Genomic DNA, 14,215 nt, shown 5'->3' on the forward strand with positions numbered 1-14,215 from the left:
AGGAAAAGCCACGTTCTGGTTCGACCCACTGAATCCAGTAGTGGTTCCAGTCCTGACGGAATATGAATTCAATTTCGACTCGAGCAGTTGGTGACCGATACGAGTGATCAAGAAACCGTTCAACGTCGACAACGGTGTGAATCTCGCGAGGGCGGTTTCGAGACGGAAGATACTGGACGTCGGAAAATTCCGATTGCGTACTCAGTCGCTGGTGAATTCGTTGATAGACACGTCGCTTGTCGTACGGGTTTCCACCGCTAGTGAACCGCCCCATCTCAATCGGCGTGCTGAGGGTTGCTTGAATTTGAACCGTAATCCTGCGCCGAAAGATCGTCGTATAGCCCAAGTGCGTTGGTGAGTAGCTGGCGATGGTGCTTATTTTCCTCCCAGTAGGTGATCACCTTTCGTCGGTCCCGGACCTCTTCTGGAGGGAACTCTTCCCCAAGCGATGCCTCGAGTCCTTGCAGTGAATCAACATCGTATTCGCGCTTCCACTCCGAAATTTCTGAGGCGATTGCCTCCAGTTCGTCTCGAAGCTCGTCTTTCGTATTCTCGACGACAAGCTCTTGGATATGATCAAGGTACGCTCGCATTGGATCGATCTTGTAGCGCGTATCGCCGTCTATCTCGACGGTCGTAAGCTGGCCTGCATCAGTAAGGTATTCGAGTTGGGATTTCGTTGTTTCCCAGGAACCAACCTCTGCTTGCTCTTTGATCCAGTTGACCGACCTCGGCTCACGGAGCGTGAGGGCAACGGCTTCGATCCGATCTCGAGCAGTCATCGTTTCAGTCCAGTTATCCATGATCTTGGAAGCAGATATGGGGCCCATACACTTATAGATTGAGAGCGATTCGTGATATCCGAGAGTGAGAGGTTAGCGATTGAACGTTCCATCTGGGGCTGGGACCAGTCCCGTCCGAATCTCGAGGTCGACGCGTCTGAGGTGTTTACAGCCACCGGCAGGCTGGCGTTGTTCACAGTCCGGGCAAGTACACGTCTCCACCTCGACATCGACTGTGTAGATGTTCCCGCTCTCGCTGACGACCTCGTAGGTTGGGCCCACGCTGGCGAAGCGAACGTCCATATCCTCGCTCAGTGCCCGACGGGTTCGTGGTTCGTCGATCGAGTAGCCGCCTGCCTCGAGTGGAGTCGGTGGCTGTGGATCCGTACAGAGGCTGGTGAAGTCGTTGCGACGGTTGCGTTCTTGCCCGCATTTTCTGCAGTGCCAGTAGCGGGTGCGGTATTCGGAGCCCTCTGTGAGATCGATCTCATACGGCGATGGCTCATTTCCGGGAAGCCACTCGTCGATGGCGACGAGTTCGTGTCCGTTGAGACGGGCAACGTCACCTGGATAACTGCGATCCCGGCCGTTCGTGTTCGTCTGGTCAAGTTGGTCGCCTCGATGCGATTCGCTCTGGAGCGGCTGATCAGTACTCATTAGTGATCTCGAGGCACACTGAGTTACGCCTCACCCTTCAGGCGCGAAAAAACGAGTTCCGGGCGGGTGATCGATAGGGAGAACAGGGACTGACTGGAACGGAAGTCGTTCATTCGAAAGGCCTTCTCGAGTCCGTTCGTTGCTCTGCGAAGCCAGCTCTACTCCCAAAGTGGACATTCTTAAGCAACTTGAAACCAAGATACAGATACGAAGACGAGATGAACGACAGCACCGACCCACGAGCGCCACTGTCGGAGTGGATTCTTGACGCGTACGACGTCCTTTATACGCACAGTCTCAATGCAGACGATCAAGAAGACATACAGTCGATCTCTCGAGAGCAAGCGCTCGAGATCCTTCTTGGAACCGATGAACTGGCTCTTGGACCTGAAGATGCGAACTATGCGCTCGCTCGGCTACTCGAGCGAGGCTACTTCTACGAGGTCGACGATGAACTTCGTGTGACAGAGCCGGAAAACTGACTTTGATAGTTGCGGTCTGAAACATACTATGTGAGTTCCGCCTCCTCGATCACGCGCGCATAACGCGCGACTCGATGCGGCTCTCTACGGCCAGCGAGCCCTGTCTAAGACCGTCTTCTCTGTGATCAAGCGCACGCTCGGCGACGCCGTGCGTGCGCGATCCTGGTACCACGAGTTCCGTGAAATCGTCCTGATGAGTGTCGGCTACAACATCAAGCGTGCTGTGAGCTTGGAAAACCAACGCCGTATGATGATTTAATCGTGGTTTTATATAAATAAACTAACTATCTATACCTCTGAGAAAATATTGGACTTGCTGTTCCGATTCAAATTCCAGAATATTTACGCTTACACTTTTCCCCGTCATTCCACCACCAAGGATGTGCAGGTCAATTCCTATATTTTCTTCATTCTCTTGTTCAATTCCTCTTTCTTTCAATTTACTCATATCTGGAATCTTATACTCGATCTTATACACACCTTTTGACGGTTCCCAGCCGTCGCTTATAAGACGAATATTTTGCTTATCACCATTATCTTCACGAAAGCTAGGTATTTCTTCATATTGCTCTTCAAATACCACCTCTTCATCTCTACTCACGCGAACTTCAATAGAATCAGATGTGACGCTGCTATTAAAGATACGGATGAACCAAAGTTGATGGGAATTTCCTTGAGAGAAATATGTACACCCAGAAAGACTAGTGCCCAATCCAATCGAAAAGCCTTCAAGTACTCTTCTTCGCTTCACTATTCTCTATAATACGGGAACTATATTAAAAGTCTTGATAGAATTCCTCCCGTCTTTTATCGGCTAATGCAACATCCATATCAAAACTAGTTACGTAGGTGGGTTTACCTGGTGTAAGCTCAAATGGAGTATTCCGCCGTACTTTCTCAGGAACTTCCGATGGGTAAATGCGTTTAAGATTATGATCCTTCAACTCCTTATCTGACATCCGATCATAAGCGTCAATCATAGTCTCAGATGTTGTATTATAGGTGCTTGGGTTTGGGGACACGTTCCCAATATCATCACTGTCAGGGTAAACATATACCACCGTGGAGTTGGACCACATTGTGTCCCTGCTGACAACACTTAGGATGTCAACCATCCCATCACTTCCCGGAATTTGATCTGCTTGGAAATTAACCTGGTGATTTGCTTGATACCGACTCGTGAAACTATAAGGCTGTTCAAAAACAATTTGATCACGAGCGTTTGTGTCAAACGGTACTTCATCGTAGGCATCCAGAACTGCTTGAGTTCCGTAATAGACGCTGGCAATATCTGAAACAGCGCCAACAACCTCATCTACCAAAGCTTCATAAGCGCTATCCCAATTACCTCCTGACGGTTCCGGCCAAGCAGTAGCTGCTGCGACAGGGGTTACATTATTTTCTGAACCTCCATAAAATAAAGTATCGAAAGCCTGATTGCTTATGTCATAGCATGTCCTGCCAGACGAAGTTGTGCAAGTTGCACACATAGATGCTTCAAAAAAGTGGGCATAACGTGTTTCTTGTCTCATTGGGTCAGGGACCCATCGTTCTTGAGGTTGACTCCCGAAATACCCGACAGTTAGAGCGATCGTGATTCCACCATATTTGTTCGTGTTTGTGACAGTCCATTCTGGTTCATCTAATGTAAGCGACTCAATATCTGACCCTTCCATGGAGAGGGTAGTAGTTTCCCTCTCATCACCTTCATAGCCTGCCACAGTACCAGTCGCCCCTAATGCACTCGACATACCGACCATCTTCAACATCTTCCGCCGTGTTGGATTGTTTTTCTCCATCACACCACGATTATTTGATCAAATAATATAATAATTTTGGCTAGAAAACACTTAAAATAGTACTACGTCGTTAATAATACCATTATAAACTCTTCCCTATGAATTTATTAGTTATAGATAGTAGTGATTCCTATGAAATCAAGATCTGAGCGATATAGACTTGATGATATTTTAACTTCAAATCAACTATTTCTATTTAGTTGACTCTATTGAATCGCTATACTGTGCCGGATTTTGTGTCTCGCTAGCTTTTCGAGACCGTCCAATCGATTTGCCCGTTGGGTTCCTCAGGATGGCAGTCGAGATCGTTCCAGAGGGCCGTGGTGAATCGCCATACTGCGGTTGGTTTTACTGTTTGATGGCCCTCTTGATGTTGTAGCCGACACTCATCAGGACGATTTCACGGAACTCGCGGTACCAGGATCGCGCACGCACGGCGTCGCCGAGCGTGCGCTTGATCACAGAAAAGATGGTCTTAGACAGGGCTCGCTGGCCGTAGAGAGCCGCATCGAGTCGCGCGTTATGCGCGCGTGATCGAGGGGGCGGAACTCACGATGCTTGTTCAGCGGTCTGACTAGTTCTGGCGGATCAAGTCCGCGCCGTCTAGCGCTTCACCAGAGTCAAAGACTATGATTCCAACGGCGCTTCTTACTTGTCCCACAGTTCCGCAATCCGGTCTTCGATCTCGTCGAGGACAAGCGCAACTACGTCGCGATGATCGGCTGGCCACGAGGCATCGTCGCCGGGCGTCGGGGCGGTCGGTGGGGGATGAAAATGGTCTCGCGTATTATGGGGGTTCGGGTGGCGGTCCCACCGGCACTCCCAGGCGCTTTCGGGATGCACCTCTCGATAGTGGATTTTGAAGTCGTCGTTCGTGTACCAGCGGACAGTCAGAGTCGCCTCATTGACGATCGCTGGATAGTACGGCGATGCGAACGAGACGTGAAGTTCGAGATGGCCGCTGGCGTCTGTGATGGTCGCCTGTTCGACCTGGTTCGTAGCCTGGAAACGTGTCTGTAGAAACTCGAGGATTGGACGGTCGATAGGGGCAGGGCTGCTCCCATCGCCTGCTGGCGGCACCATCGCTGGTCTTACCCGGAGGCTTGTTCGCCGTCGGCGCCGACACATTGCTGGCGGGCGCGTTCGTAGCGCTCGCGCTCCTTGCGGGCGGTCGTCCAATCGGCGAGGTCGCTGTACACGTCGTCGATGGTCCGCTCGTCGCTGCCCTCCGCGGCGGCGACGGCGTCGACTGCGGCCGGTGACGCGGCGTCGTACGTCGCCTCGTACTCGGTGATGCGCGTCGTCAGCTCACGAACGCGTTCCTGCAGGTCCTCGACGGAATGGTCGGCTGCGAGCTGGTTGATGCGTCGCCACTCAAAATACGCGTCATTCCGTTCGTAGGTGGCCGGATGGCCATCGTGCCGGGTGACGATCCCCAGATCATCGAACCATCCCAGATACTTCCGGGCCGTCTTGGGATCACAGTTGGCGGTGTCGGCGATCGCACTCGCTGTCGTTGGCTCACGGGTTTGGAGGATGGTGCCGTAGATGCGCTGTTCGACGTCGTCGCTGGCGAACACGTCCTCGAATGGGGGAGGTCCATCGGTGGCGTCTGTTTCGGACATACTTGGAGTTGCAGCGCGAAGGATTTAATTCTTCCTTCGGGGAATAGTTTCCTGTGCCGATGTGTTCAGGCCACGACCGCTACAGACGTTAACCAACAACCGGGGACTGTGTACCCCAATGTTGGTTAATTCCGTCTACCCCTCGTGGGGGTGACAGACATCTCGTCGTCGAGATAAACTCTCAGAGAACACAGCAGACCCACAAGCCATGATACAATGCTGATAAGAGTCGACGAGGGAACGCAGTCCTGGTGCCAGCACCAGCCGTCATCACCGCAACTCACGTTTGTGGCCACCACCGATCAGAATGGCGCAGAGACCAAGCACGTACAACTCACCTATCGGAATGGTGGTATAAATCTCAATGGAAAGACGTCGGCTGTATGTCGCTCGTGTCCGGCTGCCATTTCCTCTGCACTTCTTTGGATCTCGCCTCCCCTACCACCTACAGTCCAGCTCCACATCTCGTCGCTTCAGTTTAGATACGACTACTGATAGGTCTGTGATTTCAGTCGCCGCCACCTGGTTGATTCGTACTCCTTGCACACACCATCCATTCCACCCCCTGTACCCCACCTTTTCTTTGGACGATTTTCGAAGTGCAGGTGGAGTGATGGCGGGCGTAGAATACTGAAGACGTGCTTAGAGCTGTTCTCTCCTCCTCAAATCGTGTTTGCAAACGGCTTCGAACCCACGGAATGGTATATGCACCGTATTCAACGCTCTCGCCGGGAGATTGTGGAGTTGCGGTCAGATGTTCGAATCATGTGCCAATCGTATATGAAAATCATTACTCATCCTATATGAAAACGGAGGGTAGTGAACGGCTCATGTTGCTATTATCACCGGATAGAACGTCTAAATCGTGTTTGCAAAACGGGTGACCCGGGTAGCAAACTAGCTAGTAGTAGCGTGAGTTTGAATTGTGATAGATAGGGTGGTTCCGCTCCGGCTACTGCGGCGAGTGTTTCGACTGAGCGTCGATCTGCTCGTACATCTCTTCTGGGAACGGAAGGCTCCCATATATCGAGTAGGGGCACTGGTCGCGCCCGATGCAGTACCGCTGAATATCATCATTCGCACAATTCATTGGGAGGGGGATTTCACCGCCGATGTCGTTGTCGAGCTCGTAGCGAATCTGGTACTGGGTCACCTCCTCGTCATACCAGGGCCACCGCGAGAACAGGTCTTTCACGTCGCTGATGAATTCGTCTTTACTTGTGTCTCGATACTGGGGAAGCCACCATGCCATGCGTACCAGATTGAACAGATCCTTTCGGACGGGCTTCTTCTCCTGGAGGCGGTCGTCCATTGCCGCCATACAGGGCAGTTCGAACAGATTCTCGAGAGTGTCGACGTGTATAGGGCGTGCCCCATCGCTGTACTCGGTGAGTGTATAGCGATTCTCCCACTTGTGTTCGACAGAGACACTCTCGTGATTCTGCATCGCAGTCAGGGTGTTCCCCAGACTCCGTGGCGTTAAAAAGGAGTCACAGGCACGCTGTTCCCACGTCCGGTTAGGCTCGTACGCCTCCAGCGCCTCGTATAAATCTCGGGCTGTCTGAGGCTCATCAAGCTGTGCAGTGTCGGCGTCCGTGGCTTTGACGGCGTTAATGATCGTCCGGATATCACGCTTCTGCCGACTCCAATTCTCCCACACGCGGTGGGTCTGTCCGGCCTGGAAAAAGCGGTCAATGCGCTCCGTAATCGCGGATTCGTTCGCGATGAGCCAGCTCCGCTGTTCCGCCGTCAACACCTCTTCTTGAACCGCGAGCAGACGTCCGAACGCGTCCTCTGCGTACTCACGGTACTTTGCCATGAAATCCGAGACGGGAACGTATAGATTATTGTCCGCGACATGGGCCTGGATTTCGCCCTGCTTCCCCTCGTCGCTATTCGTACGTGCCAGACATTTCCGTGAGGCGGCGACGAGTGGGATTTCGAGACAGTACCCCTCGCCAAACTCGGGACGAGTCGTGATGTCCGTACAGACACGTCCTGGGTGGACACCGTCCTCGCCGGGCGCTTTCGCGTAGAGCGTTTCGGCGATCTCCTGGTGGAGCGACCAGTCCTCGTACTCGCGAACGAGCGACCCGATATTGTTGACGTAGAGTTCGCGAAGATCACCGAGGAGAGCGAGATGACGGGGTGGTGTATCCTCGAGTTTCGGATGATCCATGATACAGATAGCTCCGAGCGTCGTAAGGACAGCCAGCGTGCCTGGATCATCAACATAGGGGCGTTCGGCGGCTTCCTTTCGCGTGCTCGGCGCGAACGCTTCGGTGGTGAACCGCTCGATATCTGCAAGCATCTTCTCCGTCTGCTGCTCGCCATCGACCGTCCACCGCTGATACCCACGCTCGAATAGCTGTGTGAGTTGGAACTCGCCTTCCTCCCGGGGGAGTGCCGCGATTCGATACGCCGTGTACTCGTCGTCTGTGGGTGTGTCTCGGCTCATGAGTCAAGGAAGTCGGGCGTCGCCTCGGTTCGGAAGTCGAATCCCGGGTCGTCGATGGGCTGAACGATTCGCGAGACATCAGCGTGTAGTGAGTACGGCAACCGCATCACGCGACGCCGGTCGGCGGTGACCACCGGATCAATGGGGATCTCATATTCGTCGAGGAGCAGGTCGTTGATGACCTCGCGGGATTGCTCGTCGTAGTGGTGTTCGCGATCCGTATCGAGCAGATAGACGTGACAGCCCTGTCCCGAGTAGACGGCCATCGTTTCCTCAGCTGCGAAGTCGTCCTCGAAGATCTCTTGGACGACAAAGCCGTACTCGAGGGCCTGCTCGATATCGTCGAACGCGTAGGGATAGCCCTCAGGCGGGCTGTCGAGAATCCCGGCGGTTCGAAGCGGCTCAGTCTCGGCATCGTCGGTCGGTTCACCAGCGGTGGTTTCACGGGAAGCGCGCTGTGCGGCGATGTCTTTCGCGTCGATATCGATTGCGAGCACCCACGGTCGCTCCCAGTGATCGAGCGCATAGTAGACCGCGTCGGGGCATGGCTCCGGACGATCCAGGAGGTCCGGATCGGCGAGTGCGTAGGCACTTCCCTGTGCAGGGTCGTGCTGTGCGGGGTACTGGATGAACTCGATGAGGTCCTCCATTGAGCCGAACTGCTGTACTGCCCGGTCGCCTGATCCGCTCGTGTGCCACGTATCACGACGGATGAACGACCGATTGGGAGCGTTCTGTTTCCGAGTTGGGTATGCCTCACGAAACGCGATGGCGTACTGCTTTGGCCCATCGACGGTAACGAATGACGGCAGTGCGTCGACGTACTCGGGAAACGTCTCCGTGTAGTAGGTATGCAGTTCCTCTCGTGTTGTCTCTCGCCAAGAGAGGGTCATCGTTACTCCGACACCTCCGCTTCGAGACTTCGGAACGTGTGGAGGGCCATCATCCCTGGGTCGTCATACTCGCCGATTGCTGCACGAAGTGAGCTAATCGTCCGCCGCTGGGTCGAACTCAGCGAGAAATCGACTTTCCCGGCGTCGGTGAGTATCTCGATCGCGTCCAGAATGAACGCCTTATCTTCACAGGCCCAGACAGCAGCCGCGTCGACGTTCGCAAGCTTCTCGTAGTCTGCGAGCAGCGCCTCGGGATTATTGCTCGGCGTTTCCACTTCGCCAACCCAGGTGAGGTTGTCTGTGGTATCGAAGCCAGCGACGTCGAAGACTGTGTCGTCCCTATGCTGATAGTAGATCTCCGTTCGACCGACGTCGTCCTGTTGGGTGAGCCAGGCTTCAAGGAAGACGACGCCAGCTTTGTGTGGGGTTTTCTCACCGAGATCGCCGACGCCCGGATTGGCCTCAAGCGAGCGATCCAGAAACTCACGGCCAGCCGGTAACACAGTGTAGTACTTCTGGCGGAACGAGCGGTGTTCTTCGAGGAACCCTTTCTGTGTGAGCGTCTCGACGTCAAGATTGGAGAAGGGCTCTTCGAGCACAGTCATACTCTCCGTGAGCGAATACTCCTCGAGCTGGTGGTTCATCGCATCCAGCACGAGACCGAGGAATGCCGCCTCATCACGTGTGACACCTTCTTCGCGGAGCGTCTCATCCGGAATGGTCGCTGTCGCCTCTTGAAACCGAGTCGAGGGTGAGCTGTCGGGGGTCGGGTCCTGCTCTGGTTCAGATGATGCTTCTGTCCCGCTGGTGGGAGCTGTGGCAGCCTCGGCAGCGGACGCATCCAACGACGCGAAGTCCTGGATCGTCACCTCGATACCGTACGCCTCGGCGTGTTCGGTGATTTTCCCGAGTCGCGTGAACAGTTCGCTGGAGCTCTCGGCGGTGGACCGCGCTCGGCGAGCTGCGACGAAGACGTCGTCTTTTGACGCAAACTGACAGCACGCACTGACCTTCCGGTCCTCGGACGAGGTATACTCGGCTCCACAGAGGTCACAGACGTAACAATCGGCATCCACGTCATGGTGGACGTGTTCGGGCAATGACGCCCCACCCGATGCTTCCGTCGTCTCCGACGTATCCGCTGTATTGCCGTTCCGTTTTTCTCGAGTTGCCATACCTGCCGGCTCTGGAGTCGAAGACTGTGGGCCTGCCTCGACATCCTGTGACTCGTCGGCAACTGCGCCGAACATGGGCGCACTACCGATGGTGCGCTCCTCATTTGATGGCGTTTGGCCCTCGTTCGTTGCGGTCGTTGTCTCGCGGTCCGCAGACGCGCTTGTGTCGTCGCTCGTGCTACTTGCACCGAAGAAGGTGGTCTCCAATGGGTTACCACCGGCAGCCGCTTCAGCGGCGGCTGTACTTCCGCTCGCCATCGCAGGCTCTCCGTCGACGTCATCGCCTACCTCGTCTAACGTATCCCGAACCTCCTCGCGGGCAAACTGACTTATCCGGCCTGGAAGACTACACTCCTCTTGGGTTCGCCGCATCACCTGGGGAATTTGCTGTTCCTCGAAGAGATGTCGGTCGTCGGCCGACAATGGCGCATCGCTCTCGGGGTGGCCGTCGGGAATCGGCAGTGACGCGAGCGAGAACGGCGCCGGGCCCGTTTGCCCAAAGCGGGGGCTCGGTAACTGACCGATCCACTCACCGGCTGGCAGACGACTCACGCGATTGCGAAACTCGGACGGACTCAAATTCTCGTGAGCCATCGACTCCGCGAGTTTCGCGTCGGTGGCGATATTCCCGATGAGCTTCGTCTTGACGTTGTTCAGAATCTCTGTGTACGCTCGATCGGATGTGCTGTACTGCGCCACTTGCTCAGGGTACTGGAGGATTAGACCGAGACTCACACCGAAGGCCCGTCCTTGGGGAATGAACTGCTCGTAGACCAGCGAGGACGTCGCGATCGCTGCGGCCTCCTCGATGATCATGTTCACAATCGTATCGTCGACACCTCCGCGTTGACGACCATCGCCATTCAACGATCGCCCACCACCACGGCGACCTTGCACGGCGTCCCAGAGATTGCTCAACAGGATCATCGTCAGGGCATGCTGGGATTCGGCGCGGAACTCACCCAGATCGAGCAGGATGACGGCGTCCTTGTCGAGGAACTCCCGGAAATCGAACGCGTTCCCGACGTACGCCTCAGCCTCTGCATCCCACCGAGGGACGTGAGTGAATATCTGGTAGAGGTGCTCGTGCTCGACGAGTTTGTCGAGGCGATTCGCTGCCGCACCCATCGTCTGCTGGAACTGGCGCTCGTCGACCTGGCACTTCTGGATCAGTGACTGCTCAATATGCGCGTTCGCGTCGCAGAGTTCGGGCACTGTTTTGTCCCGGCTCATCCGGAAGACCGTCTGAATCAAGTCCTCGAGGCTGAACGCGTTCTGGCCGTATTCCTGATCGAACAGCGCCTTGATGAGGAACGTGAGGATTTCATTAGCGACGTACGCCTGTTCGTGGCGTTCCTCGCCGAGAATCAATCGCATAATCTCGTGGAAGTGCTCGACCTTGTCCTGAACGGCGTCCTCACGAGTTCGACCCATCGCGAGCGCCGGGCGAATATCGAAAAAGGAGACGGCCGGCAGCATCTCTGGCGCGTTGAAGTAGTAGACGTCGGTCAGCTGCCCGTATTTCGCGTAGTGAGCGTGGAGATAGTTCTCGGCCATCCCGTCACCCTTTCCGTCGAGGAGAACGGTGGGGCCGTCGACGTGCTCGTGAAGAGAGAGCATCTCGGCCTGTACGGCTGTTGACTTCCCACTTCCCGTCGACGCTGCCCGAATGTAGCTCGTGGTCAAGAGATCCGGTGGAATCCGAACTGGCTCGTCCAGGGGTTCGCTCCGATTTCGGAGTGGCTTCCCGACCGCCATACCTGGACCAGTGAAATCCTCGAGGCGATCCGGATCGGGTAATGGAAGCGGCTGGCGGAGTCGTTCCTTCCCACGGGCGCCACGCGAGCCCTCAGTGGTCAGCGTCTGGCCACTCGGGACGGCCACAAAATTCGCGAGTTCATCCGCGTTCAACACGAGCTGTGGCCGACGATTCCCCATCCAGGACTGGTTGAACGATCGGTTCAGCAGTCGACTCAACTCCTTCTGAGCCGGGTCCCGAATGTTCGTCAGGCTCTTCGAGACGGGGCTGCCGTCAAGGTGGTAGAAGTAGCCGTCGAGGTGGTTGAACGCGTTCGCGAGGGTTTCAATGTTGTTTGCCGCCTGCGCCCTCGTTGCTTCCCCCGGGTCCTCAGGAAGGACGGAAACAGCGCGGAGGTTTACGAGAAATGTTTGTGAGGGGCCTTTCTGGTCGATGAGCGCCTGTCTGGATGCGACCTCCCCACTGGCTGCACTCGACGTCTGCCGGGTACTCTCGCCGACGTGTGGTGGGTCACGACCACGTCGGCGATCGCGAATGCGCTCCTGATCGGCGCCGTAGACCATATCGGCGAGACTGGTTCGCGCAGACTGGAGGGCACCATCGTGTTTGGTCTCGATCTGCTTTTTCCGGGCTTCAGCCGCTCGCTGCCAACTGCTATACCGAGTAAACAAGACTTGTAACGCAGTAGGTGCCGTGGCCTCCGTGAGCCGTTCGACGGCCGCCGCAAGTGGTGCCCGTGCTGGATTGCCCGAGCGAGTGGCCTCCTCCTGGACGTGCGAGTACTGCTTGATCGGCGTCATCCAGTCGCGGCTTCGCTCACCGACGCCGCTCCAGCGGGCAGCAATTGGTGTCCGATCGGAGAGTGAGACGTCGCCCCCATCGCCGATAGCCGTCTCGCCTCCCTCAGCACTCTCGTCCAGGTCGTTCTCAGCACCGCCACTCCCGTAGCTGGCGAGTTCGGTTTGGAGATCGACGGCTTCCTCGTAGATATCGTAGCTCGCTGGATACGCAGTCTGCAGCTCGGACTCGAGCGTGGGGAGCAGTTCCTCGTCTTCGACGCCGAGATAGAACCGGACCGGCGCGTCGCTCCCCTGCGTGAGCACCAGAAATTCGAACGCCGGTGGACTCTTCCGGGGGTCGTATTTGATTTTCCATCCCGTACGGAGTTTTCGCAAGCCTGCCAGCCGAGAGACGATATCAGATGGGTCGACGCGTTCCCGCGACGGCTCAATACGAATATAGCGACGTTTCTCAGTCATCGGCCTCTTGTGGTGCGGTCGGGACACCGGCCTCCTCGAGCAGCGAGTCCGGTATCTCGTAGTCGTCGACACGCCCTTCCTGGGCGAGATACTCGACATCGCCGGCGTCGATGTACCGCTGATCGACGAGATACTTCCACGGATCGAGGTCGTCGTCCAGCACGTGAATCTCGTAGTCGTTCACGTGGAGAGCGAGCGACTTCGTCCAGTCGTTGACGGCGAGTAAACACTCCGAGTAGCCGCCATCTTCGCCAGTCTGGGCGGTTGCGATGAAGTTCTGTTCGGAGGGCGTGAGGCCGTGGAAGTCGATCATGGCGTTACTTACCGACTCGTGGTGGAAGATCTGCTTGATATCACAGAGGTTGTAGACATTCCGGGCCTTCTCGACAGCTTCCTCGGACTTCTTATCGGACTTCGCGATAAACTCGTCGACCGTCTGTGAGATGAGTGTGATCGCCGTGTTGAAGTGGCGACTGTGGCGGATGAACAGGTCGATCATGTCCGTCGTCGCCGCCCGCCGTAGCAGGTAGTGGGCTTCGTCAATGGTGACCTGCGTTCGTCGGTCGCTGCTCTGGGCGCGTTGATAGATCCAGTCGAACATCACATGCATGAACAGCGGCGCCTGCCCGGTGTCGGCGAACATCGACATGTCGATGACGACCAGCCGATTGTCGAGTTCGACGTTCGTGCGACCGTTCAGGTTGTCGTTCTCGCCACCGTGCTGGAACGCCTCAAGGCCGAGGAGGAGCTGGTAGGCGTATTTCTCGTCGGCTTCTCTGAACCGCGTCTCGAGCTGTTCGATCTCCGGCCAAACGCGCTCCTCGTCCGCATCCTCGTGCAGTTCGAGGAACTCCGACGGCTGGTCGCCATCCGTGAGTGCGTGCAGGATCTCGAGGACGTCCTGTATCGTCGGACTCGTATTCTCGTGGGTCGCCGGGTTGGGGGTAATTCCGTATTTGAGATAGGCAAGCCGAACAGCCCGGCGAAGGATGCCCTCCTGTTCCTTGCTCAGCGACTGGTCGGCGACTGCCGAAAAGTGGGTGCGGAACAGCTCCATCACCGACCGGAACTTCTTCTTGAACGGGTCGTCCGCGACGTCGTCGATGCCGCGCCGGATTTCGAGGGGATTGACCGTGTTCTGCCCGCCGAAGCGGATGACCTGTCCACCGAGGTCGTTCGCGAAGTCGACGAAGTCCCCGAGCGGATCGAGGACGAGCATTTCGATCTCGGGATCCATCATCAGGCGATGGTACATCTCGTGCTTCTCCGCGAACGTCTTCCCCGATCCCATCTTCCCCGCAATCGCTTTCGAATACGACGAGAGCC

General features: G+C 56.0%; 11 protein-coding genes and 2 pseudogenes. 2 read left to right on the forward strand and 11 right to left on the reverse strand.

The window, feature by feature from the left end; translation table 11 throughout:
- Window positions 1-275: 275 nt before the first annotated feature.
- Both ACFQO4_RS19915 and ACFQO4_RS19920 read right to left on the reverse strand, forming a co-directional pair.
- Window positions 276-803 carry a DUF7342 family protein gene (locus ACFQO4_RS19915; RefSeq protein WP_312912678.1) on the reverse strand — a complete coding sequence of 176 codons (528 nt, stop codon included), beginning with the start codon at window positions 801-803 and terminating at the stop codon, window positions 276-278.
- Between the two features lie 72 nt (window positions 804-875).
- Window positions 876-1,439 (reverse strand): hypothetical protein, encoded by a 564-nt coding sequence (locus ACFQO4_RS19920; RefSeq protein WP_312912677.1) that lies wholly within the window; start codon window positions 1,437-1,439, stop codon window positions 876-878.
- A 218-nt stretch (window positions 1,440-1,657) separates the two neighbouring features.
- On the opposite strand from ACFQO4_RS19920, the gene ACFQO4_RS19925 reads away from it, so the two are divergent.
- Window positions 1,658-1,921: a hypothetical protein gene (locus tag ACFQO4_RS19925; protein WP_312912676.1), complete on the forward strand. Its 264-nt coding sequence runs from the start codon at window positions 1,658-1,660 to the stop codon at window positions 1,919-1,921.
- A 32-nt stretch (window positions 1,922-1,953) separates the two neighbouring features.
- A pseudogene (locus tag ACFQO4_RS19930) lies at window positions 1,954-2,180 on the forward strand (hypothetical protein); the annotation flags it as partial.
- 21 nt (window positions 2,181-2,201) lie between these two features.
- Here the strand turns inward: ACFQO4_RS19930 and ACFQO4_RS19935 are convergent.
- The 9 genes and pseudogenes from ACFQO4_RS19935 to ACFQO4_RS19975 all read right to left on the reverse strand — a co-directional run.
- The gene (locus ACFQO4_RS19935; protein WP_312912675.1) at window positions 2,202-2,672 is read right to left on the reverse strand and encodes a hypothetical protein; all 471 of its coding nucleotides are present in this window, start codon (window positions 2,670-2,672) and stop codon (window positions 2,202-2,204) included.
- A 25-nt stretch (window positions 2,673-2,697) separates the two neighbouring features.
- Complete coding sequence (locus ACFQO4_RS19940) at window positions 2,698-3,720, reverse strand: hypothetical protein (protein ID WP_312912674.1); 1,023 nt, start codon at window positions 3,718-3,720, stop codon at window positions 2,698-2,700.
- 348 nt (window positions 3,721-4,068) lie between these two features.
- A pseudogene (locus ACFQO4_RS19945) lies at window positions 4,069-4,301 on the reverse strand (IS5/IS1182 family transposase); the annotation flags it as partial.
- Between the two features lie 67 nt (window positions 4,302-4,368).
- Window positions 4,369-4,803: a toxin-antitoxin system TumE family protein gene (locus ACFQO4_RS19950; RefSeq protein WP_312912673.1), complete on the reverse strand. Its 435-nt coding sequence runs from the start codon at window positions 4,801-4,803 to the stop codon at window positions 4,369-4,371.
- An 8-nt stretch (window positions 4,804-4,811) separates the two neighbouring features.
- Window positions 4,812-5,345 carry a DUF7342 family protein gene (locus ACFQO4_RS19955; protein ID WP_253438482.1) on the reverse strand — a complete coding sequence of 178 codons (534 nt, stop codon included), beginning with the start codon at window positions 5,343-5,345 and terminating at the stop codon, window positions 4,812-4,814.
- Window positions 5,346-6,297: 952 nt separating this feature from the next.
- Entirely contained in the window at window positions 6,298-7,803 is a 1,506-nt protein-coding gene (locus tag ACFQO4_RS19960; RefSeq protein WP_312912672.1) for a primase-associated protein, read from the reverse strand.
- Window positions 7,800-8,696, reverse strand: coding sequence for a bifunctional DNA primase/polymerase (locus ACFQO4_RS19965; RefSeq protein WP_312912671.1), 897 nt, complete (start codon window positions 8,694-8,696; stop codon window positions 7,800-7,802). The genes ACFQO4_RS19960 and ACFQO4_RS19965 overlap by 4 nt, the downstream gene beginning before the upstream one ends.
- 2 nt (window positions 8,697-8,698) lie before the next feature.
- A complete protein-coding gene (locus tag ACFQO4_RS19970; RefSeq protein ID WP_500262489.1) occupies window positions 8,699-12,889 on the reverse strand; it encodes an ATP-binding protein in 4,191 nt (1,396 codons plus the stop codon).
- On the reverse strand, window positions 12,882-14,215 hold a 1,334-nt coding region (locus ACFQO4_RS19975; protein ID WP_500262490.1), incomplete at its 5' end, for a VirB4 family type IV secretion system protein. The genes ACFQO4_RS19970 and ACFQO4_RS19975, both read right to left, overlap by 8 nt.

Origin of the sequence: Saliphagus sp. GCM10025334 (assembly GCF_042663485.1) — an archaeon.
Taxonomy (GTDB): Archaea; Halobacteriota; Halobacteria; order Halobacteriales; family Natrialbaceae; genus Natronosalvus.